The 23,883-nt window shown below is 67.6% G+C and carries 21 protein-coding genes and 1 pseudogene; 15 read left to right on the forward strand and 7 right to left on the reverse strand.

Annotated elements, in window-relative coordinates:
• Nucleotides 1-97: 97 nt before the first annotated feature.
• The 7 genes from KVT39_RS12075 (at nt 98) to argE (ending at nt 5,605) form a co-directional block, all read left to right on the forward strand.
• A complete protein-coding gene (locus KVT39_RS12075; RefSeq protein ID WP_105391584.1) occupies nt 98-391 on the forward strand; it encodes a RebB family R body protein in 294 nt (97 codons plus the stop codon).
• A gap of 35 nt (nt 392-426) precedes the next feature.
• Nucleotides 427-1,095, forward strand: a complete 669-nt coding sequence (locus KVT39_RS12080; RefSeq protein WP_254640458.1) for a hypothetical protein — start codon at nt 427-429, stop codon at nt 1,093-1,095.
• Nucleotides 1,096-1,252: 157 nt separating this feature from the next.
• Nucleotides 1,253-1,699: a hypothetical protein gene (locus KVT39_RS12085; RefSeq protein ID WP_034184499.1), complete on the forward strand. Its 447-nt coding sequence runs from the start codon at nt 1,253-1,255 to the stop codon at nt 1,697-1,699.
• Between the two features lie 227 nt (nt 1,700-1,926).
• On the forward strand, nt 1,927-3,249 hold the full coding sequence (locus KVT39_RS12090; protein WP_217589154.1) for an NAD(P)/FAD-dependent oxidoreductase: 1,323 nt from the start codon (nt 1,927-1,929) through the stop codon (nt 3,247-3,249).
• A 76-nt stretch (nt 3,250-3,325) separates the two neighbouring features.
• Nucleotides 3,326-3,775: a RidA family protein gene (locus KVT39_RS12095; protein WP_105391581.1), complete on the forward strand. Its 450-nt coding sequence runs from the start codon at nt 3,326-3,328 to the stop codon at nt 3,773-3,775.
• Nucleotides 3,772-4,449 carry a DUF1028 domain-containing protein gene (locus KVT39_RS12100; protein ID WP_217589155.1) on the forward strand — a complete coding sequence of 226 codons (678 nt, stop codon included), beginning with the start codon at nt 3,772-3,774 and terminating at the stop codon, nt 4,447-4,449. Before KVT39_RS12095 ends, KVT39_RS12100 begins: the two co-directional genes overlap by 4 nt.
• On the forward strand, nt 4,442-5,605 hold the full coding sequence (gene argE / locus KVT39_RS12105; RefSeq protein ID WP_217589156.1) for an acetylornithine deacetylase: 1,164 nt from the start codon (nt 4,442-4,444) through the stop codon (nt 5,603-5,605). The genes KVT39_RS12100 and argE overlap by 8 nt, the downstream gene beginning before the upstream one ends.
• 61 nt (nt 5,606-5,666) lie before the next feature.
• Here argE and KVT39_RS12110 read toward each other — a convergent pair whose 3' ends face one another.
• Nucleotides 5,667-6,590: a LysR substrate-binding domain-containing protein gene (locus KVT39_RS12110; protein ID WP_034184673.1), complete on the reverse strand. Its 924-nt coding sequence runs from the start codon at nt 6,588-6,590 to the stop codon at nt 5,667-5,669.
• Between the two features lie 388 nt (nt 6,591-6,978).
• Here KVT39_RS12110 and KVT39_RS12115 point away from each other — a divergent pair, with 388 nt between their 5' ends.
• A complete protein-coding gene (locus KVT39_RS12115; RefSeq protein WP_217589157.1) occupies nt 6,979-8,400 on the forward strand; it encodes a cytosine permease in 1,422 nt (473 codons plus the stop codon).
• 132 nt (nt 8,401-8,532) lie between these two features.
• On the opposite strand, the gene KVT39_RS12120 is transcribed toward KVT39_RS12115, so the two are convergent.
• The 5 genes from KVT39_RS12120 to KVT39_RS12140 all read right to left on the reverse strand — a co-directional run bounded on the left by KVT39_RS12120 (nt 8,533) and on the right by KVT39_RS12140 (nt 16,672).
• Nucleotides 8,533-10,812, reverse strand: a complete 2,280-nt coding sequence (locus KVT39_RS12120) for an FdhF/YdeP family oxidoreductase (protein WP_217589159.1) — start codon at nt 10,810-10,812, stop codon at nt 8,533-8,535.
• Between the two features lie 125 nt (nt 10,813-10,937).
• Nucleotides 10,938-13,784 carry an ATP-dependent Clp protease ATP-binding subunit gene (locus KVT39_RS12125; RefSeq protein WP_217589161.1) on the reverse strand — a complete coding sequence of 949 codons (2,847 nt, stop codon included), beginning with the start codon at nt 13,782-13,784 and terminating at the stop codon, nt 10,938-10,940.
• Nucleotides 13,785-14,420: 636 nt separating this feature from the next.
• Nucleotides 14,421-14,690, reverse strand: a complete 270-nt coding sequence (locus KVT39_RS12130) for a hypothetical protein (RefSeq protein WP_034184672.1) — start codon at nt 14,688-14,690, stop codon at nt 14,421-14,423.
• A 106-nt stretch (nt 14,691-14,796) separates the two neighbouring features.
• Complete coding sequence (locus KVT39_RS12135) at nt 14,797-15,612, reverse strand: family 1 encapsulin nanocompartment shell protein (protein ID WP_217589163.1); 816 nt, start codon at nt 15,610-15,612, stop codon at nt 14,797-14,799.
• Nucleotides 15,605-16,672, reverse strand: coding sequence for a Dyp-type peroxidase (locus KVT39_RS12140; RefSeq protein ID WP_217589164.1), 1,068 nt, complete (start codon nt 16,670-16,672; stop codon nt 15,605-15,607). The genes KVT39_RS12135 and KVT39_RS12140 overlap by 8 nt, the downstream gene beginning before the upstream one ends.
• A 384-nt stretch (nt 16,673-17,056) precedes the next feature.
• Between KVT39_RS12140 and KVT39_RS12145 the strand changes: the two genes are divergently transcribed.
• The 6 genes and pseudogenes from KVT39_RS12145 to KVT39_RS12170 all read left to right on the forward strand — a co-directional run bounded on the left by KVT39_RS12145 (nt 17,057) and on the right by KVT39_RS12170 (nt 20,736).
• Nucleotides 17,057-17,425 carry a LysR family transcriptional regulator gene (locus KVT39_RS12145; RefSeq protein ID WP_217589165.1) on the forward strand — a complete coding sequence of 123 codons (369 nt, stop codon included), beginning with the start codon at nt 17,057-17,059 and terminating at the stop codon, nt 17,423-17,425.
• On the forward strand, nt 17,422-17,871 hold the full coding sequence (locus KVT39_RS12150; protein WP_034184488.1) for a phosphate-starvation-inducible protein PsiE: 450 nt from the start codon (nt 17,422-17,424) through the stop codon (nt 17,869-17,871). Before KVT39_RS12145 ends, KVT39_RS12150 begins: the two co-directional genes overlap by 4 nt.
• Before the next feature lie 42 nt (nt 17,872-17,913).
• A complete protein-coding gene (locus KVT39_RS12155) occupies nt 17,914-18,111 on the forward strand; it encodes a hypothetical protein (RefSeq protein ID WP_034184487.1) in 198 nt (65 codons plus the stop codon).
• 104 nt (nt 18,112-18,215) lie between these two features.
• The gene (locus KVT39_RS12160) at nt 18,216-18,671 is read left to right on the forward strand and encodes a DUF1269 domain-containing protein (protein WP_034184486.1); all 456 of its coding nucleotides are present in this window, start codon (nt 18,216-18,218) and stop codon (nt 18,669-18,671) included.
• 32 nt (nt 18,672-18,703) lie between these two features.
• Nucleotides 18,704-18,952 carry a hypothetical protein gene (locus KVT39_RS12165; RefSeq protein ID WP_105391572.1) on the forward strand — a complete coding sequence of 83 codons (249 nt, stop codon included), beginning with the start codon at nt 18,704-18,706 and terminating at the stop codon, nt 18,950-18,952.
• Between the two features lie 359 nt (nt 18,953-19,311).
• Nucleotides 19,312-20,736, forward strand: a pseudogene (locus KVT39_RS12170) (PLP-dependent aminotransferase family protein).
• Nucleotides 20,737-20,782: 46 nt separating this feature from the next.
• Here KVT39_RS12170 and KVT39_RS12175 read toward each other — a convergent pair.
• Nucleotides 20,783-21,943, reverse strand: coding sequence for an NAD-dependent formate dehydrogenase (locus KVT39_RS12175; RefSeq protein WP_217589166.1), 1,161 nt, complete (start codon nt 21,941-21,943; stop codon nt 20,783-20,785).
• Between the two features lie 252 nt (nt 21,944-22,195).
• Between KVT39_RS12175 and KVT39_RS12180 the strand changes: the two genes are divergently transcribed.
• Nucleotides 22,196-23,728, forward strand: coding sequence for an FAD-dependent oxidoreductase (locus KVT39_RS12180; protein ID WP_217589167.1), 1,533 nt, complete (start codon nt 22,196-22,198; stop codon nt 23,726-23,728).
• The last annotated feature ends 155 nt before the right edge of the window (nt 23,729-23,883 follow it).

Here is a 23,883-nt window from a genome sequence, read left to right on the forward strand (position 1 = left end):
GGGCACGCAGCGTTCCTAACGGCATGCGCGGCGTCGATGGCCTGCCGGCCCGCCGTTCCTTCAATCGCATGCCGGAGCCGAGATCCGAGGAGGCCTCGTGGCAGACAAAGTCAATGAGCAGGTTACCGACGCGCTGACGCAGACCAATGTCAGCGTCGTCGCGGGATCGCCGGCCCAGGCGCTGGGCACGCTTTACCAGATGTTCAGCCAGGCCGTCGGCATCTCGGCGCAGAACATGACGCAGCAGCAGGCGGCGCTGAACCAGATTTCGAACGCCGTCGTGTCGAAGGCGGTGGCCATGATCCTGTCCGTCGAAGCGTCGCCTAAGCCCGCCTCGGGCGGCGCGGCGCATGCGCCGACGGCCGGGCCGCAGACGGGTTCCACGCATTAGGACGCGCTGACTCTCGGGATACCTGAACCATGAACATGAAAGGCATTTTGGGCGGGCGCGGCGACGGCCCGCCGCCGACGTCGCAGACACCGCAGACACCGCAGACACCGCAGACACCGCAGACACCGCAGACACCGCAGACACCGCGCGATGTCGCAGACGCCGCAGCCGAAGCACCGACGCCGGCCGATGTCGCGCCGCACACCGCGGCGTCGAAGGCCGGCGCGCGTACGTGGCCGGTCAACCGGCTGCGCAGGCTCACCGATGCGCTGAAGGCGCCGAACCAGATCGCCGATACGGCCGGGTCAGGCGGTTCGGCGCTGCAGACCGTGCAGGCGATCAACGCGGAAGCCGCGTCCTACGCGACGACGCAGATCGCCGTCGGCCCGAACATGATGATCACGCAGGCGGGCGGCATGGTCGCGCAGGCGGCGGCGAACTACTTCGAGGCGTCGACGTCGCTGGCGATCGCGGGCAAGAGCGTGCTGATGAAGGATCTGGCGCAGAAGACCATCGACGAGAACGTGCGCGGGATGGCGATGGATGCGGTGGGCCTGCTGTTGACGGACCTGTTCGTCGCGACCGCGGCGATCGTCGCGGGTGCCGCGGAGGCGATCGAAGGGGAGGCCGCGAGCGTCGCGCTCGACAAGATCGACGAGAGCCTGCAGAAGTATCAGGCGCTGCTGGACAAGAAGGGTACGTAGAGCGCGACCGCGCGCAGTGGCAAGGAATCAACCGACACGACCCGCCGGGCCATCAGGCCGGATGCGGGATGTGAGCGGCGGGACCGATGCGCGCCCGTGTTCCCGGACACGTCGCGGCCCCGTCACCGGCAGTCCCATCGAGTCAAATGAGGAACCCATGCCCTACGACATTCACAATGTACAAGGTCCCGCGCCGCTGGCGGTTGGCGAGCGCATCTGGGGAGATGCGGCGGAAATCGATTTCGGCGCGATGACGAGCTGCATCGCGCTCGTCGAGCAGACGCCGGGCCAGCCGACGTCGGTGCGCGCCATCCATCTGTCGATCGTCAGCGGCGACGGCACGAAGGTTTACGATCCGTCGGCGAACGTGGCCGGGCAGGTCGAGACGATCATGCAGCAGAGCGGCGACCTGCGTACCTGCCTCGGGCGCATCGATCTCTGGCAGGCCAGCCAGCAGCAACAGCTGCAGGATTTCTTCGCCGCGCTGATGCTGAGCCTCGACATGCAAAACTGGGTGCAGGTGCCGGACGGCAACCTGCGGGTGCGGATCAACGGCGGCGTGATCCAGTATCAGAAGGGCACCGGTCCATGGACCAACGCGTAGCCGGCGCGACCCGTTGAAACCGGCGCCCGCCATCCGGGTGGGCGCCGGTGCAGTACGGGCGCGTCGTCCTGCGCAGCTCGCCGCCCGCGCCACACCCAGCTTTTTGCTCGTCAACACCAACAAAAATCATCATTTCGCCTCCGGCGGTGTGTCAGCAGAATGTCTCCATTCCAACTCGTGCGACAGCAAGAACGTCGCATCGAGCCGCACTTCAGAAGGAGACAGCCGTGGCAGTCGAAACAACCTCAATCGATACGCTCGTCGTCGGCGCCGGGCAGGCCGGCGTGGCCATGAGCGAGCACCTGGGCAAGCTGGGCGTGCCCCATCTCGTGCTGGAGCGCAGCCGCATCGCCGAACGCTGGCGCACCGGGCGCTGGGATTCGCTGGTCGCGAACGGCCCCGCGTGGCACGACCGCTTCCCGGGGCTCGAATTCGACGGCCTCGAACCCGATGCGTTCGCATCGAAAGACCAGGTCGCGGACTACTTCGAAGCGTATGCGCGGAAATTCAACGCGCCGATCCGCACCGGCGTCGACGTGAAGAACGTCGTGCGCAACGCAGGCAAGCCGGGCTTCGTCGTCGAGACGTCCGACGGCACGATCGAGGCGAACCGCGTGGTGGTCGCGACGGGGCCGTTCCAGCGCCCGGTGATTCCGCCGATCGCGCCGGACGACGCACGTCTCGTGCAGATCCATTCCGCCGACTATCGCAACCCGGGCCAGCTTCCGGAAGGTGCGGTGCTGGTGGTCGGCGCGGGTTCGTCGGGCGTGCAGATCGCCGACGAGCTGCAACGCGCGGGCCGGCAGGTGTACCTGTCGGTCGGGCCGCACGATCGTCCGCCGCGCGCGTATCGCGGCCGCGATTTCTGCTGGTGGCTCGGCGTGCTCGGCGAATGGGACAAGGAAGTCGCCACGCCCGGCCGCGAACACGTGACGATCGCGGTGAGCGGCGCACGCGGCGGCCATACGGTCGATTTCCGCGCGCTCGCGAACCAGGGCGTGACGCTGGTCGGGCTGACGAAGTCGTTCGACGGCGGCGTGGCCGTGTTCGAACGCGACCTCGCGCTCAATCTCGCGCGCGGCGACGAGAACTACCTGTCGCTGCTCGACGCGGCCGACGCGTATGCGGTGCGCAACGGCCTCGACCTGCCGGAAGAGCCGGACGCGCGCCGCATCCTGCCGGACCCCGAATGCGTCGCGCATCCGATCCTTGCGCTCGACCTCGCCGGCGCCGGCGTCACGTCGATCGTCTGGGCGACCGGCTATGCGGTCGACTACGGCTGGCTGAACGTCGACGCGTTCGCGGCGAACGGCAGGCCGCAGCACCAGCGCGGCGTGTCGAAGGAGCCCGGCATCTATTTCCTCGGGCTGCCGTGGCTGTCGCGGCGCGGTTCCAGCTTCATCTGGGGCGTGTGGCATGACGCGAAGCACATCGCCGATCACATCGTCACGCAGCGCAAGTACCTCGACTACCACGACGCGTCGCAACACCGCGCGGCCGCGCAAGCGGCGCAGGCCGACGCGCGCCCGCTTGCCGAAGCGGCGAACTGACGAGCAGACACGAACCCGCCGCGCCGCGTCTGCTGCCGGCGCGGTGGGTGTTTCCACCGACGATCGAAGGACCTCGATGAGCCAACCTACCCATACGCGTATCCGTATGTTCAACACGAAGGATACCTACCCGAACCAGACGCTCGACAACGACCTGTGCCAGGCCGTGCGGGCCGGCAACACCGTCTACGTGCGCGGCCAGGTCGGCACCGATTTCGACGGCAACCTGATCGGCCTCGGCGACGCGCGCGCGCAGGCCGGGCAGGCGATGAAGAACGTCAAGCAATTGCTGGAGGAAGCCGGCAGCGACCTCACGCACATCGTGAAGACGACGACCTACCTGATCGACCCGCGTTATCGCGAGCCGGTGTACCAGGAAGTCGGCAAGTGGCTGAAGGGCGTGTATCCGATCTCGACGGGGCTCGTCGTGTCCGCGCTCGGCCAGCCGCAGTGGCTGATGGAAATCGACGTGATCGCGGTGATCCCGGACAACTGGCAGCCGAACCGCGCACCGGAGGCGAGATGACTTTCTCCATCGTCGGGCGCTGCCCGGAGACGGGCCAGCTCGGCATCGCGATCAGCTCGTCGAGCATCGCGGTGGGTGCGCGCTGCCCGTGGGTGCGTGCGGGCGTGGGCGCGGTCGCGACGCAGAACATCACGCTGCCGGCGCTCGGCCCGCAGATTCTCGACCTGATCGAGCACGAACAGCTCGCGCCCGCCGCGGCGCTCGACCGCGCGCTCAGCGCGAACGGCTGGAGCCAGTACCGGCAGGTCACGGTGATCGACGGCCAGGGGCAGACGGCGTGCTTCACCGGCAAGGAAGCGCTCGGCACGCATCACGCGGTGAAGGGCGAGCAATGCGTGGCGGCCGGCAACCTGCTGGCCGCGCAGGGCGTGATCGACGCGATGGCCGGCGCATTCGAACAGGCGCCCGGCCTGCTCGCCGATCGCCTGCTGGCCGCGATGCATGCGGCGCTCGCAGCCGGCGGCGAGGCGGGGCCGGTGCATTCGGCCGCGCTGAAGGTGGCCGGCGACGTGACCTGGCCGATCGTCGATCTGCGCGTCGACTGGGCCGATGCCGACCCGATCGGGCAGCTCGATGTGCTGTGGCGCGCATATCGGCCGCAGATGCAGGATTACCAGACCCGCGCGCTGAACCCGACCGCCGCGCCGAGCTACGGAGTGCCGGGCGATGAGTGACGCATCGAGCCGCGTGCTGCTCGAACGGCTGATCGCGTTCGCGACGGTCAGCCGCGATTCGAATCTCGAGATGATCGAGTTCATCCGCGACTATCTCGCGGGCTTCGGCGTATCGAGCGAACTGTTCTACAACTCGGAACGCACGAAGGCGAGCCTGTACGCGACGATCGGGCCGCGCGATCGCGGCGGCATCGCGCTGTCGGGCCACACCGACGTGGTGCCGGCAGACGGGCAGGCGTGGACGGTCGAGCCGTTCCGGCTGACCGAGCGCGACGGCCGCCTGTACGGCCGCGGCACGGCCGACATGAAGGGCTTCATCGCGTCGGTGCTCGCGGCCGTACCGAAGTTCGTCGCGCGGCCGCTGGGCGTGCCCGTGCATCTCGCGTTCTCGTACGACGAGGAAGTCGGCTGTCTCGGCGTGCGGCCGATGCTCGCGGAACTCGCCGCGCGCGAGCACCGGCCGCGCCTGTGCCTGATCGGCGAGCCGACCGAACTGAAGCCGGTGCTCGGTCACAAGGGCAAGCTCGCGATGCGCTGCCGCGTGAAGGGCGCCGCGTGCCACTCGGCGTATGCGCCGTCGGGCGTCAACGCGATCGACTATGCGGCGAAGCTGATCGGCCGGCTCGGCGAGATCGGCGCGGCGCTCGCGCGGCCCGAACGGCACGACAGCCGCTTCGATCCGCCGTTCTCGACCGTGCAGACGGGGTTGATCAAGGGCGGCCGCGCGCTGAACATCGTGCCGGCCGAATGCGAGTTCGATTTCGAGGTGCGTGCGCTGCCGGATTTCGATGCGCACGACGTGCCGCGGAAGCTGCAGGACTATGCGGAATCCGAACTGTTGCCGAGGATGCGTGCGGTGCAGCCCGATACCGACATCCAGTTGCAGCCGCTGGGTGCGTACCCGGGGCTCGCGACCGCGCCCGACAGCGAGGCCGCGCGCCTGCTCGCGATGCTCAGCGGGTCCGATGCGTTCGGTACGGTCGCGTTCGGCACCGAGGGCGGGCTGTTCGGGCAGGCCGGCATTCCGACCGTGGTATGCGGGCCCGGCAGCATGGACCAGGGGCACAAGCCCGACGAGTTCGTCACGCTCGAACAGCTGCACGGATGCGACGCGATGCTGGGCCGTCTGGTCGCGCATCTTTCCGCGGCTGCCTGAACGGGTTGCCGACACGCACGCGCCCGTCCTGCGGCACGTGCGTTTTCTTCAGTGCTCAGTGTTATTGCGCCGATTCCGCGACGATCTGCGCGAGCCGCTCGCGGCAGAAATCGACGAACGACTGTGCCTGCTTGGTGAGCTGCCCGCGTTTCAGCCGCGCGCTCACGAGCCCGGACGGGCTCACCGTTTCGCTGAGGCCGATCGTCACGACGCGCCGGCCGTCGTACGTGTATTCCGAATACGGGCGCGTGACGAGCAGCGAGAAGCCGAACCCTTGGCCGACCATCCCGCGCACCATCTCGATCGACGGCGAGCCGAACACGATGTTCGGCGTCAGCCCGAGCTCATGAAACAGGCTGACGAAATACGTGCGGCTCGGCTGCACGTCGAGCAGGATCATCGGCTCGACACAGAGGTCGCGCAGCGACACGTGCGGCTGGCCCGCGAACCGGTGGTTCTCCGGCAGCAGCACGTACGGCTGCTGCGGCGGCATCAGCGGCTCGGTTTCGATCGTGCCGTCGAGATCGTGGTCGTACATCAGCGCGAGATCGAACGTGCCGGACGTCAGGCCCTGCACGAGTTCCTGCTGGTCGCCGTCGCGCAGCCGGATGTTGACGCCCGGGTAGCGCTCGCGAAACCCGGCGATGAGCTGAGGAAGATAGAGCGGTGCGACCGTTTCGAAGCAGCCGATGTCGATCTGCCCGGTAATCACGTCGTTGTCGGCGAGCGCGTTCTGTTCGAATTCGTGCGCGATGCGCAGCAACTCCTGCGCTTTCCGGTAGAAGCGCGTGCCGCTCGGCGTCAGCGACACGCCCTGCGCGTGATGGCGGATGAACAGCTTCACGCCGAAGCTTTCCTCGAGCCCCTTGATCGCGCTGGAGATCGACGGCTGCGCGATGAAAAGCTGGCGCGACGCCTCGGCGACGCTGCCGGATTCGACCGTCGTCACGAAGTATTTCAGTTGCCGCAAAGTGTAGTGAGCCACAAGCACCTCTGATGCCCGGCCCCGGCATGCCGCCGAGGGCGAATTCTGTCCATGGTTTCGCGTAGCACCTTACCTGAAGAAGCCCGAAGCCGAAATTTCCGCTACAGAGCTTTTTCGTATGTCCCGGAAATATTTTTAGTATTTCTCCGTCGCTGCATCGGTGGCGCACCATCGTCTCCAATCCGGATCGCAACGAGGCTGCACACGTGCCGGCGGGACATGTCATCCGTCCCCGCATGCCGCGCATGGTCCGCTTCGGCCGACACCGCCGCGCGTGCACGCGGCGCGTCGTCGCTCGCGTATCCGGACCCGATTGCAGGCGCGCACCCCAACGCGCGTCGGCTGAAACGGCACGCGCGCATCGCCGCGCAGGACAGGAGACTTCACCATGACGAACGTGGACCGCAACGCGTCCCCGATGATAGAGAAACACACGATCGGCTACGTGCCGCCCGCGGAGCGCCACGGCAAGGTGCGCGACCTGTTCACGCTCTGGTTCGGCGGCAACATCGCGCCGCTGCCGATCGTGACCGGCGCACTCGGCGTGCAGCTCTTTCACCTGAACCTGATGTGGGGCATCGTCGCGATCGTCGTCGGCCAGGCGGTCGGCGGCGTGTTGATGGCGCTGCATTCCGCGCAAGGGCCGCAGATGGGCATCCCGCAGATGATCCAGAGCCGTGCGCAGTTCGGTTCGTGGGGCGCGCTGCTCGTTACCGTGATCGCGGCCGTGATGTACGTCGGCTTCTTCGCGTCGAACATCGTGCTCGCCGGCAAGTCGGTGCACGGCATCGCGGCGTCGGTGCCGGTGCCCGTCGGCATCGTGATCGGCGCGGTGGGATCGGGGCTGATCGGCATCGTCGGCTACCGCTTCATCCATATCCTGAACCGCATCGGCACGTGGGTGCTCGGCATCGGGATCCTGGTCGGCTTCTGGATGATCCTCACGCACGTGACGACCGACGATTTCCTGACGCGCGGCGGCTTCGACTTCGCGGGCTGGCTCGCGACGGTATCGCTGTCGGCGTTGTGGCAGATCGCGTTCGCGCCGTACGTATCGGACTATTCGCGTTATCTGCCGGAGGACGTCGGCGTCGCGTCGACGTTCTGGGCGACCTACCTCGGCTGCACGATCGGCTCGACGCTCGCGTTCATCTTCGGCGCGGTCGCGGTGCTCGCGGTGCCGGCCGGCGCGGACACGATGGATGCGGTCAAGCAGGCGACCGGCCCGCTCGGACCGCTGATGCTGGTGCTGTTCCTGCTGAGCGTGATCAGCCACAACGCGCTGAACCTGTACGGCGCGGTGCTCGCGGTGATCACGTCGGTGCAGACGTTCGCATACAAATGGATTCCGACCGCAAAGACCCGTGCGGCGGTGTCGGTCGTGATCTTCGTTGCGTGCTGTTACGCGGCGATCGGCGCATCGACGAACTTCGTCGGCAACCTCGTCGATCTCGTGCTCGCACTGCTCGTCGTGCTCGTGCCGTGGACGGCGATCAACCTGATCGACTTCTACGTGATCCACAAGGGCAAGTACGACATCCAGTCGATCTTCATGGCGGATGGCGGGAACTACGGCCGCTTCAATCCGCAGGCGCTGCTCGCGTATGCGATCGGCATTCTCGTGCAGATTCCGTTCATGAACACGCCGATGTATGCGGGCCCGATTCCCGCGCATCTCGGCGGCGCGGACCTGTCGTGGCTCGTGGGGCTGGTGCTGACGTCGCCGCTGTACTACTGGCTCGCGACGCGCGACAGCGCGTACCGGCGCCGGCAGGGCGGTGCGCATCTGCCGCCGACTGCAGCGCAGTAAGCGGGGCGCCTTTCGACGCGGAGCAGGAAGAGGGGGCCACCGCATCGGTCGAGATGCGGTGGCCCGTGGCAGCGTCTCGACATGACGAAGGCAGGCCCGCGGCGGGTGACGCGCCGCAAGCCTGCGCGTGCATCAGACGACCGCCGAGCGCGCGACGCGCACCGGCACCGACTTGTACGACGGCGTGCCGCTTTCCTTGTCGATGTAGTCGAGCGGCACGAGCACGTTCGCTTCCGGGTAGTACGCGCCGACCGAACCCGGCGCGATGTCGTACTCGATCGCGGTGATCTTCTCGAGACGCAGCGTGCGGCCCGACGCGGTGATCGTCTCGATGTCGACGAGGTCGCCGTGTTCGAGCCCGTACTTCGCGAGATCCGCCGGGTTCATGAACAGCACGTCGCGCCGCCCGAACACGCCGCGATAGCGGTCGTCGAGCCCGTAGATCGTCGTGTTGTACTGATCGTGGCTGCGCAGCGTGATCAGCCGCAGCACATTCTCGCCGCCGAGCACTTCCGCGTCTTCCGCGACGCCCTTGTACACCGAGAACATCGCCTTGCCGGTCGCCGTGGGCCACACGCGCTCGGTAGGCGGCAGCGGCAGGCGGAAGCCGCCCGGCGTGCGGATGCGCTCGTTGAACGCCTCGAAGCCGGACACCGTGCGGTCGATCAGGTCGCGGATGCGATCGTAGTCGGCGATCAGGTCGAGCCACGCGACCTTGCTGTCCGGCAGCGTCGCATGCGCGATGCCCGCGACGATCGCGGGCTCCGAGCGCAACTGGTCCGACGCCGGCTTGAGCTTGCCGGCCGATGCGTGGACCATCGACATCGAATCCTCGACCGTGATCGATTGCCGGCCGCTCGCCTGCATGTCGAGCTCGGTGCGGCCGAGCACGGGCAGGATGAAGGTTTCCTTCCCGACCAGCAGGTGCGTGCGGTTCAGCTTCGTGCCCAGGTGCACGCTCAGGTCGAGCTTCGCCATCGCCGGGAACGACAGCTCGGGATCGGGCAGCGCGACCGCGAAGTTGCCGCCGAGGCACAGCAGCGCCTTCGCGCTGCCGTCGACCATCGCCTGCATGGCCTGCACGGCGTCGTGCCCGTGATGCGCGGGCGGCGTGAAGCCGCACACGTCCTCGATCTTCTTCAGGAACTCGGCCGACGGTTTCTCGGTGATGCCGACGGTGCGGTTGCCTTGCACGTTCGAATGGCCGCGCAGCGGGCAGATGCCGGCGCCGGGCTTGCCGATGTTGCCGCGCATCAGCAGCAGGTCGGCGATCAGGCGCACGGTTGCCGTGCCCTTGTTGTGCTGCGTGACGCCCATCCCGTACGTGACGATCGTCGCGTTCGACTTCGCGTACGCGAGCGCGACCTGTTCGAGCTGCGCCTGGCTGAGGCCGCTCGCGCGCTCGATGTCGTCCCACGACGTGACCTGCAGATCGGCCGAGAACGCGTCGAAGCCGTTGGTGTGCTGCGCGATGAAGTCGCGGTCGAGCACGTCGCCGCGCTCGGCGTCGAGCTGCAGCAGCGCCTTCATGATGCCCTTCAGCGCGGCTGCGTCGCCGCCTGCGTCGAGCTGGTAGTACGTCGACGCGATCCGCGTCGAGCCGAACGACGCCATCTCGATCATGTCCTGCGGATCCGCGAAGCGTTCGAGCGCGCGCTCGCGCAGCGGATTGAACACGATGATCGGCACGTTGCGCCGCGAGCATTCGTGCAGCGTGCCCATCATCCGCGGGTGGTTCGTGCCGGGGTTGTGGCCGATCGAGATGATCAGCTCGCAGTGGTCGAAATCCTCCAGCGACACGGTGCCCTTGCCGATGCCGATCGACTGCGGCAGGCCGACGCTGGTCGGCTCGTGGCACATGTTCGAGCAGTCGGGGAAGTTGTTGGTGCCGAGTTCGCGCGCGAACAGCTGATACAGGTACGCGGCTTCGTTCGACGCGCGGCCCGACGTATAGAACTCGACCTGCTCGGGCGGCAGCGCGCGCAGCACCTCACCGATGCGCGCGAATGCGTCGTCCCATTCGATCGCGCGGAACGTGTCGGTCGCGCGATCGTAGACGAGCGGATGCGTGAGCCGGCCCATGTTCTCCAGTTCGTAGTCCGACATGCGCAGCAGCGACGACACCGTGTTCGCCGCGAAGAACTCGGGCGTCACGCGCTTGGTCGTCGCTTCCCACGTGACGGCCTTCGCGCCGTTCTCGCAGAACTGGAACGTCGACTTGTGCTCCTTGTCGGGCCATGCGCAGCCGGGGCAGTCGAAACCGTCGGGCTGGTTGGTCCGCATCAGCACGATCGGCGCCTCGATGGTTTCCATCTGCGTGCGCACGGCATCGGCTGTCGCGCGAAGCGCGCCCCAACCGCCGGCGGGCCCATCGTACTTCCTGATGCCTGGCACTTCGCGTCGATTTGTCATTGTGAATCTCCATGAGCCGGGCCCGGTGCGGGCGGCTCGGGTTGCGCCGTGTCGCGGCGTGGTGCGGCTCCGTCCGTCGGACGGAGCCGGTCATGCTTGCCCCGGGGTACAGGGCAGGCGGGGTTTCAGTGCGCGTCCTTCTTCGCGCCGGACGACTTCTTGGCCAAAGATTTCGCGGTGGGTGGCGGCACGTCGGCGGGCGCATCGCCGTCCTTCGCTTCGCCGGATGCGTTAGCGGCCGCCTTGCCGTTCGGTTTCGTCTTGCCGTCGGCGTCTTTCTTCGCGTCCTTCGTGTCCTTCGCTTCAGGCTCGGCGAGCTTGTCGAACTTCACTTCGCCGCTGTCCTCGTCGTAATCGACCTCGACGCGGTCGCCCGACTTCAGCCGGTCGGCGAGGATCTCCTTCGCGAGCCTGGTCTCGATGGTCTGGCGGATCTGGCGCTTCAGCTCGCGCGCGCCGAACTCCGGCTGGTAGCCGGCTTCGGTCAGGTGCTCGACGAGCGCATCGCCCATCGCGAGCGTGATGTCCTGCGCGGCGGCCGTGCGCACCACGCGGTCGAGCTGGATCTGCACGATCGCGCGGATGTTCTCCTTCGACAGCGCGTGGAAGACGATCACCTCGTCGATCCGGTTCAGGAACTCGGGGCGGAAATGGCCCTTCAGCACCTGCATCAGTTCGCCGCGGATCGCCTTGTCGGTCTTGCGCGCGGCTTCCGGCTGCGTCAGGTTATCCATGATGATCGCGGCGCCGAGGTTGCTCGTCGCGATGATGATCGTGTTGCTGAAGTCGACCACGCGGCCCTTGCCATCGGTCAGGCGGCCGTCGTCGAACACCTGCAGCAGCACGTTGTAGACGTCCGGGTGCGCCTTCTCGATCTCGTCGAGCAGGATCACGCTGTACGGGCGGCGCCGCACACGCTCGGTGAGCTGGCCGCCTTCGTCGTAGCCGACGTAGCCGGGTGGCGCGCCGATCAGCCTCGCGACCGCATGCCGTTCCATGTACTCGGACATGTCGATGCGGATGATCGCCTGCTCGTCGCCGAACACGGTCTCGGCGAGCGCCTTCGCGAGCTCGGTCTTGCCGACGCCCGTCGGCCCGAGGAACAGGAACGTCGCGATCGGCCGGTGCGTCTGGCCGAGCCCCGCGCGCGACAGCCGCACGGCGTCGCTGACGGCCACCACCGCGTCGCTCTGGCCGACCACGCGCTCGCGCAGCTGCTCCTCCATCTTCAGCAGCTTCTGGCGCTCTTCCTGCGTGAGTTCGGACACGGGGATGCCGGTCAGCCGCGACACGACTTCGGCAACCGACTCGACCGTCACCTCGAGCGTTTCGGAGCCGGTCTTGCGCTGCCACGCCTCCATTTTTTCATCGAGCGTCTTCTGCTTCGCGTTGATCTGCTCCTCGAACTGCTTCGCTTCGTCGAAGCGTTTGCGCGACGTCGCGTAGTCCTGCTCGCGCTTCAGCTGCGCGATCTGCGCTTCGCCTTCCTGGATGTCGACGGGGCGCGACGTCGCGCCGATCCGCACGCGCGCGGCGGCCTGGTCGATCAGGTCGATCGCCTTGTCGGGCAGGAAGCGCGACGTGATGTAGCGGTCGGCGAACTCGGCAGCCGCGACGAACGCGTCGTCCGCGAACGTCACCTGGTGGTGCGCCTCGAGGCTGTCGCGCAGCCCGCGCAGGATCACGATCGTCTGCTCGACGCTCGGCTCCGGCACGAACACCGGCTGGAAGCGCCGTTCGAGCGCCGCGTCCTTCTCGATGTACTTCTGGTATTCGTTGAGCGTCGTCGCGCCGATCAGGCTCAGCTCGCCGCGCGCGAGCGCGGGCTTCAGCACGTTCGCGATGTCGAGGCCGCCTTCGCCGCCGCCCTGGCCCGCGCCGACGATCGTATGCAGTTCGTCGATGAACAGGATCAGTTCGTCCTGCTTTGCAGTCACTTCGTCGATCAGCTGCTTCGCGCGCTCCTCGAACTCGCCGCGATACTTGGCGCCGGCGACCATCGAGTTGATGTTGACCTCGACGAGCCGCTTGTTGCGCAGCACCTCGGGCACGTCGCCGTTGACGATCCGTTGCGCGAGCCCTTCGACGATCGCCGTCTTGCCGACGCCCGGCTCGCCGATCAGCACCGGGTTGTTCTTCTTGCGGCGCGCGAGCACTTCGATCGTGCTCTCGATTTCCTGCGCACGGCCAAGCACGGGGTCGAGCTTGCCCTGGCGCGCGATCGCGGTGAGGTCGCGGCCGAACTTGTCGAGGTTCGGCGTGCCGGTCGGCGCATCGACGCGGCCGTCCTCGGCGCCCTTGCCGACCACCTTCACGACTTTCTGGCGCAGCGCCTCGGGCGTCACGCCGTATTTCTTCAGCAGCGTGCCTGCGATGCTGTCCGGCACCGATGCGAGACCGATCAGCAGGTGCTCGGGGCCGATATACGAGTGGCCGAGATCGCGCGACGCCTGGAACGCATATTGCACGGCCTTCTTCACGCGCGGCGAGATCGACAGCTTGTCGAGCGGTGCATCGGGGGCGGCCGTGCCGGTGTGCGCATGCTCGTCGATATACGACTTGATGTCCTGCGGCGACAGCTTCAGTTCCTTCAGCAGCGCGGCGCACACGTCGGTGTCCGCGAGCGCGTAGAGCAGGTGTTCGGAGTCGAGCTCGCTGCGGCGCAGTTCGTGCGCCTTCTCGGCCGCGCGCTGCAGCAGTTCGAGCGTCTGTTCGCTGAACGCGTCGGTCGGGTCGACCGATTCGCGCGGCACCTCGGCGGCGAGCGGCGATTCGTCGCCGAGCCCGCCGAACAGCGACGACGAGCCACCGCCGCCCAGCAGCGCATCGAACGGGTTCAACATGCTCTGATGCCGCATCAGCTGACGGAAATGGTAGTCGCAGATCGAGATCGTCTTGCGCTCGCCGTCCTGCATCACGGTTGCGCGCGCAACGGCCGGCCGGGCGTGGCAGATATCGCAAAGTGCGGGCATGGTGGTCTGGCTCCTGTCGGTGAAGGTGGGTCGAAGAGTGAAGTCCCGATGCGGTGCGGCGCGCGCGCGTCCCGACCGCGAACACACGACGCGTGGCGCGGCGGTGCGCGTGCCGCGCCCACGCTGTCGCGCAGCGCGTGCCGGCGTGTCACACGGTCGCGGTCGGGGCGGGAAGCGCGAGTGCTGCGAGGAGCCCACGGCATCGCTTCGACTGCGTTCAAAATAGCGAATCGGCGGGGGCCATCCAAGACACAGTTCCACACCGGACCAACCGCGAATTGCACCCTCACATGCGCGCGCACACGGGGGGCAAGGAGTACAGACGGGCGCGCACGCGGCGGCACGGGCGTGCGCGGCATGCGCTGCGCGCGGTGACTGGAGGCAGGAAGGAGCGGAACGCGAACGGAGCGCGGTGCGACATCGGCGCGCAGGGCGCCGGTTGCCGGCAAACGGACGGCGTTGCGGGTGGGTAAGCGCGGCAGAAGCGCCGCAGTGCGAGCGCGCACGCCGGTGGCGTACGCGAACCGGTCGTGTCCGGCCACGCGCGCACCGCAGCCGATGCGTACGTGGCAGCCGAAGGAGAGGTCGGGTTGCACGGTGCGAGCCGGACATGGCGCCAACCGTGGCGAACCGCGATCAGTCGGACAGTTTCATTGCGAGCCGCTGCCGGGCGATCTGCTTCACGTCCGTCGACAGTGCCGCATTCGGCAGACCATTGGCCCAGACGGAGAACGAATCCTCGATCAGGTTGCGCGTGTCGGGCGGCAACTCGGCCAGCATCAGCGACACGACGGTAAACAATACGGCGGTGTCGGCGGCCTCGCTGCCCGCGTTCGCGTCGACCGTCTTCTTCAGGCTGTCGACCGACGCTTGCAGCGCCTGCAGTGCATCATTCGTATCGCTCATGACATCCTCCATGCAAGATGGGCTCGATCGGCGACGAACATGCGGCCGGCGCCGCGGCCGGCCGCGCGACGCCCGGCGGGCGGGCATCGGGCGCAGGCAACCGCTGTCAGGCCGCCGGATTGCCCTGCGGCGCCACGGCCACCGATGCCTCGCTCGTCAGCATCAGGAACGTGAACGTCTCGCGCAGGTACAGGCGGACGGCCTTGTCGTTATGGCTCGTGTAGCCGATCGATACGTCTTCCCCGAGGTGCAACTCGTAATCGCCGCCGCGCATCGACAGCACGCAGCCGCCGCTGAGCGCCGGCGCCCAGATGATCTCGCCGCTGACGATCCGCTTGATGTGGCCGAGAACCGGATAACCCTGGTCGCGCGCCTCGCTGAGCGCGGTATACGCGTCCGAGCCGAGCACCACCGAGTACGGGCCGTCGACGCCCGCGAGCCGCAGCGCCTCGAGCGCGTCGCTGATCGCGTCCGGGTACGCGCTGACGTCCGCCGGCAGCGTGAGCTTGCGGTTCGACGTGCCTTCGCGGATGCCGACGATGCCGGCGGCCGGGTAGCCGTCGAAAATCGCGTTGTCCTCGGCGAACGCGAGCCGCTGCGCGGCGTCCTTCGCCGGTTGCCAGTCGGCGTCGCGCGCGCCGCGCTCGACGCTGTCGATCGCATCGCGGCTCAGCTCGAACGGCACCGTCAGCTCGACGATCGTGCGGACTTCGCGCAGCCGCGCGTTCACCTGCTCGCGCGGCGCGGTGACCTCCACCAGGTGTCCGGTGCCGACGGCCGACAGCTCGGGGCCCGCGGGGCCGTCGACGTCGACGACGCGGCGGCCGGCCACCGATCGTTTGAAGGTGCGCGCCACTTCCTCCTCGATTTGTTCCCAGGCGGACGACGAGATCGGGGCGAGTTCGCGGTGCAGGTTATTCATAGGCTTGGGTTCCTTTCAGCGAGCCGATTTTCAGCGAGCCGTCGCGCTGCGGCGCGGACGGCGAGGATTCAGGTTGCGCGGCGTCGGCGGCCGGCGCCGCGCGATCGGCGAGCGCTTCGAGCAGGTCGGCCGACGGCACGAAGAACAGCGAGCCGGTGACCGCGCGGCTGTAGTCGAGCAGGCGGTCGTAGTTGCCGGGCGGGCGGCCGACGAACATGTTCTCGAGCATCTGCTCGATCGGCGCCGGCGAGCGCGCATAGCCGATGAAATAGGTGCCGAATTCGCCGGCGCCCGGACGCCCGAACGGCATGTTGTCGCGCAGGATCTTCACTTCCTGGCCGTTCTCGTCGAGCGTGGTCAGCGAACTGTGCGAACACGACGGCTTCACGTCCGGCGCGAGCTCGATGTCGGACAGCTTGGTGCGGCCGATGATGCGCTCCTGCGTCTCGACCGCGAGCGCGTTCCAGCCGGCCATGTCGTGCAGGTACTTCTGCACGATCACGTAGCTGCCGCCCGCGAATTCCGCATCTTCATTGCCGATCACCGTGAAGTCGACCGCTTCGCGGCCTTCCGGGTTCTCGGTGCCGTCGACGAAGCCGATCATCGCGCGCTGGTCGAAATTGCGGAAGCCGTGCACCTCGTCGACGACCGTGACGGCGCTGCCGAGCGCGCCGAGCAGTTGCGTCGCGAGTTCGAAGCACAGGTCCATCGCTTCGGCGCGGATGTGCAGCAGGATGTCGCCGGGCGTCGCGACCGCGACGCGCTGCCCGGCGCCGAATTCGCGGAACGAATGCAGCGACGCGGGGCGCGGGGCGCCGAACAGCGTATCCCACGCGTCGGCGCCGAAGCCGCACACGCAGGTCAGGTTGCCGCCGGGCACGCGCTTGGCGACCGAGCGCACGAGCGCGGCGATGTCGCCGCACCATGAACGGATCGTGTCGGCGTGATCGGCACCGGGATTGATCGTCGCCACGAGGAAGATCGCGCTGCGCGTGATCGGGCTGTGAACGGCCTGGGAGAGCGGGGGAGGTGTCTGCATCGCGGCTTGCCGGTCAGTCATGTCGGGACGGACGGGCCGCGGCTGCCGCTGCCGCGGCGCGCGATGGCGTTCGGTTGGACTGTGTCATGCGACTGTTCTCTTTGTGACATGCGGATGAAGGACGTTGCGCGCGCATCGCGCTACGGGCCGCCGCCGCAGTAGCGGCCGGCCGCCCGGCGCGTGACCTGCGCGCACCGCGTAACGTCGTCGAGCATGCAATCTAGCAGCTTCGGCGGGGCTTTGCACTGGTAGCGGTAATCTGTCATTCGAATGTGTCAAACGGGGCCGGATTTTGCGCGCTGGCCGCGCAGCTGTACTCCTGGCATGCACGGCGCTGTGCTCTTGAGCGTGCGTGCCGCGTGCAGTAGATTAGGTCCCGCTGCGCCGCCGACGAGGAGCGTCACCATGAACCTGCTGGAAGCAATGCGTGTTTATGTCGCGGTGGTCGAGCATGGCGACCTGTCCGGCGCCGCGTCCGCACTGAAGCTCGGCGACGCGCAGGTGAGCGACCGGATCGACCGTCTCGAACGGTATCTCGGCTGCCGGCTGCTGCTGTGCCGCGAGCATGGCGACGTGGCATGCACCGACGCCGGTGTCGCGTTTTACGCGTGCTGCCGGCGGACGCTGTCCGCGGTCGAGCAGGCGACCGGCGCGGCCGGTGCGGCCCGCGCGCCGGCGCCGGATGCGTTCGATGCCGCGCATTGCACTGCGCATTGCATGGATTTCCCGCCGTCCGGTACCGCTCACGCATCTTCATACCGACCGTCACCTTGAATACGTCTACCGTTTCCTGTTCGCCGTCCGAGCGCATCCGTCGCCGCTTCGGCCACTTCCTTCACGCGGCCGAACTGGCCGGGCTGATCGTGATCGGTCTCGCGACCGCGTTCGCGATGACGCAGGAGGCATGGAAGGTTGTGCTCGCGGGCGAGGTGTCGCTGACCGACCTGCTGCTGATGTTCCTGTATCTGGAAGTGCTCGCGATGAACGTGCGCTACCTGCGGCTCGGCCGGCTGCCCGTGCGGTTTCCGCTGTTCATCGCGATGACGTCGCTCGCGCGCGACCTGATCCTGCGCGGCGCGACCGACAGCCCCGAGCGGATGCTGATGACGACCTTCGGGATCGTGCTGCTCGCGGTGGGCGTGCTGATCCTGAGCTTCGGTCAGCATCGCTTTCCGGCCGACGTCGACGATGTCGAGGAGGATGCGCATGTGGGCCGGTGACGCGAGAACGGTATGCATGATGTCTCTGCAGGAGGGTGCCGGATGAGCACGGATTCCGTCGCAACGAAGCAGGCGAACGAATTGCAGCACGCGTCGTCGGACGCGTACCGGCAGGCACGCGACGCGCGTGACGCCGATCCGGCGCGCGCACGTGCGCCGTTCGTCGTCGCGATGCAGCGGGCGGCCGCGCATGCGTATGTCGAGGCAGTCCGCGCGCGTGTCGAAGCAACAGGCATCTGAATGAACGCCGGGTTGCCGGCGCACCGCGCGTGTGCGGCCCCGGATCGTCGCGCTGCGCGATGTGCAGCGGCCGCGCATGCCCATCTATACGAGAGAGGTGTCGAATGACCCAGCAATTGATCGTCGCCGTGTTCGGCAGCGTCGACACGGCCCGTCAGGCCGCGAACGATTTCGAGGCGCTGTCGGAGAAGAATGAAGGATTCCACATCGAAAACGGCGTCATCGTCGAAAAGGACGCGGCCGGCAAGCTCGCGGTGCTCGCCGCCGAATCGCGGCCGTTCAAGGGCGGCGTGATCGGTGCGATCGCGGGCGGCCTGCTCGGGATCCTCGCCGGGCCGCTCGGCGTGGTCACCGGCATGGCGGCAGGCGCGGGCGCCGGCATCCTCGCGGACGCAGCCGGCAACGCGCTGCTCGACGGCACGTTCGTCGAGACGGTGGCCGCGCGGCTCGTGCCCGGCAGCGTCGCGATCATTCTCGAGGCGAAGGAGGCCACGCCATTCTCGGTCGACAACGTCGTGACGGGATTCGGCGGCAAGGTCTTCCGCCAGGCGCTCGGCTGAGCGCCGCGTTCCAACCGCTTCTGGAGAACAGCATGCGCATCGATCAATCGTACCGTCGCTTCGACATCGCGGCGACGCTGTCGCCGCTGCCGGGCAACCGCGCGATCGCGACCGTCGACGTGACGACCGACGATCCGGCCCGCATCGCCGATCTCGGCACCGGCTATTTCCTGCAGATCCGCAAGTGGGTCGAGTCGAACGACGTTGAGCAGCTGACGGTGGTGTTCGACGAGTGCAAGGTCGCGATCGACCACTACGCGGACAACGTCGACGACGCGTGAGTTCGCGCGTCGCCACGCTATACGCGCATCGAGTCGTCGCCGGCTGACGGCAATCGGAAATGCAAGACGACTTGTGCTGGCACAGCGCGGTGCCGCACCGGGCGTTTGAATCTGTTCACCACGCCAACCGGATTTGGCGTTTGATCGCCAAACTGTCACTTACATTCGTCGAAATGACGCAGTAGGATGCCGATCCTTGTCTTGATGGGATCCGCATTGCTATCCGCCTTCAATTTCGGTAACGGACGAGGCTCGAACCGGGACGCCCGCGGCCAGGCACGGCTATCCGGCTTCGTGCATCGGCGCGGCCGGGTCGCGCACGCGTCCCGGGCCGGTTCACCGCTGGCGGGGCGAGGCGGATGAAGCTCTACGAGAAATTTGCGAACGACATAGAGAGACTCATCCGGCAACGCGTGTATTGACACGGCGATCGTGTGCCGTCGGTGCGGCAGGCGAGCCAGCAGCACCGGATCAGCATCACGACCGTGCTGCATGCATACCTGCTGCTCGAAAGCCGCGGGCTGCTGGAAAGCCGGCCGCAATCGGGCTATTTCGTGAACCTGCGTCGCGACGACGGTCATGCGCCGGTGCGCGAACTGCGGCCGTCGAAGCCGATCGCGATCTCGTCGTCGGTGGATGTGAGCCGACTCGTGCTGTCGACGCTGCGCTCCATCGGCACCGACGACGCGGTGCCGCTCGGCTCGCCGTATCCGGACCCGAGCCTGTTCCCGTTCGAGAAGCTGAACCGCTATGCGTATGCGGCCGGCCGCGACAAGTCGCTGTGGGGCGTGACGGACGGGCTGCCGCCCGGCCATCCGCGGCTGATCCGGCAGATCGCGCGCCGCTACCTGGAAAACGGGATGTCGGTGGACCCGAACGAGATCATCGTGACGGTCGGCGCGACGGAGGCGATCAACCTGTGCCTGCAGGCGGTCGCGAAGCCGGGCGACACGATCGCGGTGGAGTCGCCGACGTTCTACGCGATGCTGCACGCGATCGAGCGGATGGGGATGAAGGCGATCGAGGTCGCGACGCATCCGGAATACGGGATCGACATCGCCGCGTTGGCCGCGATCGCGAAGTCGCAGCCGATCGCCGCATGCATGGTGATGCCGAACTTTCAGAACCCGTTGGGCTTCCAGATGCCCGACGAGCGCAAGCGCGAGCTGGTTGAGTTCGCAACGAAAGCGGACCTGCCGATCATCGAGAACGGCGTGTACAACGAACTGTACTTCGGCAACATGCATCCGAGCACGCTGAAGTCGTTCGACCGCAACGACATCGTGCTGCATTGCTCGTCGTTCTCGAAGAGCCTGACGGCTGCATATCGGATCGGCTGGGCGCTGCCGGGTCGTTATCGCGAACAGGTCGAGAAGCTGAAATTCCTGAACACGCTCGCGACGCCGTCGCTGCCGCAACTGGCGATCGCGGAGTTTCTCGAACGTGACGGCTACGAGCATCACCTGAGGCGGATCCGCAAGGCGTACGCGCAGCAGGCGAACCTGATGCGCGCGATGGTGTCGCGGTTCTTTCCGGAGGGCACGCGCATCTCGAGCCCGGCCGGCGGGTATGTGCTGTGGGTCGAACTGCCTGCGCAGGTCGATGCGATGCGGCTGTATCAGCTTGCGCTGGAACAGGGGATCACGATCGGGCCGGGCTACATGTTCTCGATTACGGATAGCTATCGGAACTTCATCCGGCTGAACTACAGCAGCCCGTGGTCGCCGGAGATCGAGCAGGCGGTGATCGCGGTCGGCAAGCTCGCCGCGTCCTGCATCGGCTGACCGCGCGGGCGCGTGCCACGACACGCAACCCGCGCGTTGTGTTACGTCAGGTCAGCCGGTACGATTGCGCGCCCGTTCCCGCCAGCGTGCCGCCGTCGACGATCAGGTAATCGTTCCGGATCGGCTTGCCGTCGAACCAGCATTGCAGGATCTCCAGCGTGCCGGCCGCATAGCGCGCCTGCGCGGACAGCGACGTGCCCGAGATGTGCGGTGTCATCCCGTTGAACGGCATCGTGCGCCACGGATGGTCGGCCGGCGCAGGCTGCGGAAACCACACGTCGCCGCCATAGCCCGCGAGATGCCCGGACGTGACGGCGCGCACGACCTCGTCGCGGTCGACCAGCTTCGCGCGTGCGGTGTTGATCAGGTATGCGCCGCGCTTCATCCGCGCGATCATCGCCGCGTCGAACAGGTGCTCGGTCGACGGGTACAGCGGGATCTGCAGGTTGACGATATCGACGGCGCCGGCGAGCGACGCTGCATCGGCGTGATACGTGAGCGCGAGCTCCTGCTCGATCGCGGTGTCGAGCCGGTGCCGCTGCGTGTAGTGCAGATGCAGGCCGAACGGCTTCAGCCGGCGCAGCACCGCGAGACCGATGCGCCCCGCGCCGACCGTGCCGAAATGCATGCCTTCGACGTCGTAGCTGCGCGACACGCAATCGGCGATGTTCCAGCCGCCTTGCTGCGCGATCGCATGCGACGGCAGGTAGTTGCGCACCAGCGCGAGCGTCGTCATCACCACGTGTTCGGCCACGCTGATGCTGTTCGAGCCGGTGACTTCGGCGACGGTGATGTGCGCGCGCGCCGCGGCGTCGAGATCGACGTGATCCGAGCCGATGCCGGCCGTCAGCGCGAGCTTCAGCTTCGGCGCGCGGGCGATCCGTTCGGCCGTCAGGTACGCGGGCCAGAACGGCTGCGAAATCACCACGTCCGCTTCGGGCAGCCGGCGCTCGAATTCGGAGCCGGGGCCATCCTTGTCGCTCGTCACGATCAGCGTGTGACCGTGCGCTTCCAGATAGTCGCGCAACCCGAGCGCGCCGGATACCGAGCCGACGAGTTCGCCGGGCCGGAAGCCGACGGGGGCGGCCGGCGTCGGCGCGGTTTGTCCGTCCGCGTATTGCGCGACGACCGGAATCGCGTCGCGCACGTAGCGCGGCGGATAGCCTTCGACGGGATCGGGGTAGAGCACGCACAGGACGGTGGCCATCGGAAGCGCTCCTGGTAACGGAATGAAGGCGGGGCGGCACGCGGATTGCGCGGGCCGCGCGGGAGTACGCGCGGAACTACGATTACACGGCGGCCGCGTGTTGCGCCGCAACGTCGATGACGTTCTACGCCGGTCATGGATCGCGTACAAGCTACAGTCCGTGTTTGCGTGCGCTGCGGGGCGTCTGTACCTGTTCTTTTCATGAAGGACGCCGATAATGGGATCGTTACCTGGCTCTGCGGGAGCGATGTCATGTCCGGAAGCGATTCCTCGTCTTCACACCCCGATCTCGCGCAGGGCATCGCGCTCGACGACATCGCCGACGGCGCGATGATTGAGGGCCACGTCGGCGACGCAGCGGTGCTGCTCGTGCGCCGCGCCGACGAACTGTTTGCGGTGGGCGCGCAATGCACGCACTACGGCGCGCCGCTGGCCGATGGCCTGCTGGTCGGCGACACGATCCGCTGCCCGTGGCACCACGCGGCGTTCTGCCTGCGCACCGGCGCGCGGCTGCGCGCGCCGGCGCTCGACGGGCTGCCGTGCTGGCGCGTCGAACGCCGCGATGGCCGCGCCGTCGTGCTCGATGCGCGGCCGGCCGCCGCGCCGCCTGCGCTGAACGCGGCCGGGTTGCCCGCATCGGTGGTGATCGTCGGCGGCGGCGCCGCTGCGATCGCAGCCGCCGTGACGCTGCGGCAGGAAGGTTATCCGCATCCCGTCACGCTGCTGAGTGCCGATCGCGATCCGCCGTACGATCGGCCCAATTTGTCGAAGGACTATCTCGCGGGCACGGCCGACGCCGACTGGCTGCCGCTGCGCGCGCCGTCGTTCTACGCCGACCATCGAATCGACGTGCGGTGCGGCACGCGTGTTGAACGAATCGATCCCGCGCAGCATGCGGTCGAGCTGGCCGACGGCAGCCGCGTCGGATACGGCGCGCTGCTGCTTGCAACGGGCGCCGAACCGAACCGCCTGACCGTGCCCGGTGCCGATCTGCCGCACGTGTGCGTGCTTCGCTCGCTCGCCGACTGCGACGCGCTGATCGGCAAGCTGAAAACGGCGTGCCGTTGCGTCGTGGTCGGCGCGAGCTTCATCGGGCTCGAAGCGGCCGCTGCGTTGCGCACGCGCGGGCTCGACGTGCATGTCGTCGCACCCGATGCGCAACCGATGGCACACGTGCTCGGCGAAGCGCTCGGCGGCACGATCAAGGCGCTGCACGAATCGCATGGTGTCGTGTTCCATCTCGGCGCGACGCCCGCGCAAATCTCACCGGACAGCGTGACGCTGTCGACCGGCGACGTGCTGCCGGCCGATGTCGTGGTGGTCGGCATCGGCGTTCATCCGAACGTTGCGCTCGCACAGGACGCGGGGCTGGCGGTCGAGCGCGGCGTGACGGTCGACCGTTTCCTGCAGACGAGCGCGCCCGGCATCTACGCGGCCGGCGACATCGCACGCTGGCCCGATCCGCTGACGGGCCAGCGCATTCGCGTCGAGCACTGGGTCGTCGCCGAGCGGCAGGGCATCGTCGCGGCGCGCAACATGCTCGGGCAGCAGCAGCCGTTCGACGCGGTGCCATTTTTCTGGAGTCAGCATTACGACATGACGATCAACTACGTCGGGCATGCGGAGCAATGGGATCGCGTCGAGATCGACGGCGACCTCGGCGCGCACGACTGCACGATCGCGTACTGGCGCGGCGACACGCGGCTCGCGGTCGTGACGATCGGCCGCGATCTCGACAGCCTGAAGGCGGAAGCGGCATTGGAGCGGCAGATCGCAGCCGCGTGACAGCGGCCCGAATCCGGCGGTGCTGCGCGCCGTATGACACGCAGTCGTGCGTCCGCGTGACGGCCGTCACGCAGCGCCTGATGGGGATGATTCTCGCGGCGATCGCGATGCAGATGATCGTCGCGAGCCTGAAGGCCGCGTTCGCGCTGCCGCGT

The sequence above is a fragment of the Burkholderia sp. GbtcB21 genome, assembly GCF_019091065.1.
GTDB lineage: Bacteria > Pseudomonadota > Gammaproteobacteria > Burkholderiales > Burkholderiaceae > Burkholderia > Burkholderia pyrrocinia_C.

Bases quoted from the DNA above. Each gene is read 5' to 3' on its own strand.
- KVT39_RS12080 (WP_254640458.1), top strand. From the start codon at position 427: ATGAAAGGCATTTTGGGCGGGCGCGGCGACGGCCCGCCGCCGACGTCG.
- KVT39_RS12085 (WP_034184499.1), top strand. From the start codon at position 1,253: ATGCCCTACGACATTCACAATGTACAAGGTCCCGCGCCGCTGGCGGTT.
- KVT39_RS12095 (WP_105391581.1), top strand. From the start codon at position 3,326: ATGAGCCAACCTACCCATACGCGTATCCGTATGTTCAACACGAAGGAT.
- KVT39_RS12100 (WP_217589155.1), top strand. From the start codon at position 3,772: ATGACTTTCTCCATCGTCGGGCGCTGCCCGGAGACGGGCCAGCTCGGC.
- argE (WP_217589156.1), top strand. From the start codon at position 4,442: ATGAGTGACGCATCGAGCCGCGTGCTGCTCGAACGGCTGATCGCGTTC.
- KVT39_RS12115 (WP_217589157.1), top strand. From the start codon at position 6,979: ATGACGAACGTGGACCGCAACGCGTCCCCGATGATAGAGAAACACACG.
- KVT39_RS12120 (WP_217589159.1), bottom strand. From the start codon at position 10,812: ATGACAAATCGACGCGAAGTGCCAGGCATCAGGAAGTACGATGGGCCC.
- KVT39_RS12125 (WP_217589161.1), bottom strand. From the start codon at position 13,784: ATGCCCGCACTTTGCGATATCTGCCACGCCCGGCCGGCCGTTGCGCGC.
- KVT39_RS12130 (WP_034184672.1), bottom strand. From the start codon at position 14,690: ATGAGCGATACGAATGATGCACTGCAGGCGCTGCAAGCGTCGGTCGAC.
- KVT39_RS12135 (WP_217589163.1), bottom strand. From the start codon at position 15,612: ATGAATAACCTGCACCGCGAACTCGCCCCGATCTCGTCGTCCGCCTGG.
- KVT39_RS12140 (WP_217589164.1), bottom strand. From the start codon at position 16,672: ATGACTGACCGGCAAGCCGCGATGCAGACACCTCCCCCGCTCTCCCAG.
- KVT39_RS12145 (WP_217589165.1), top strand. From the start codon at position 17,057: ATGAACCTGCTGGAAGCAATGCGTGTTTATGTCGCGGTGGTCGAGCAT.
- KVT39_RS12155 (WP_034184487.1), top strand. From the start codon at position 17,914: ATGAGCACGGATTCCGTCGCAACGAAGCAGGCGAACGAATTGCAGCAC.
- KVT39_RS12160 (WP_034184486.1), top strand. From the start codon at position 18,216: ATGACCCAGCAATTGATCGTCGCCGTGTTCGGCAGCGTCGACACGGCC.
- KVT39_RS12165 (WP_105391572.1), top strand. From the start codon at position 18,704: ATGCGCATCGATCAATCGTACCGTCGCTTCGACATCGCGGCGACGCTG.
- KVT39_RS12175 (WP_217589166.1), bottom strand. From the start codon at position 21,943: ATGGCCACCGTCCTGTGCGTGCTCTACCCCGATCCCGTCGAAGGCTAT.
- KVT39_RS12180 (WP_217589167.1), top strand. From the start codon at position 22,196: ATGTCCGGAAGCGATTCCTCGTCTTCACACCCCGATCTCGCGCAGGGC.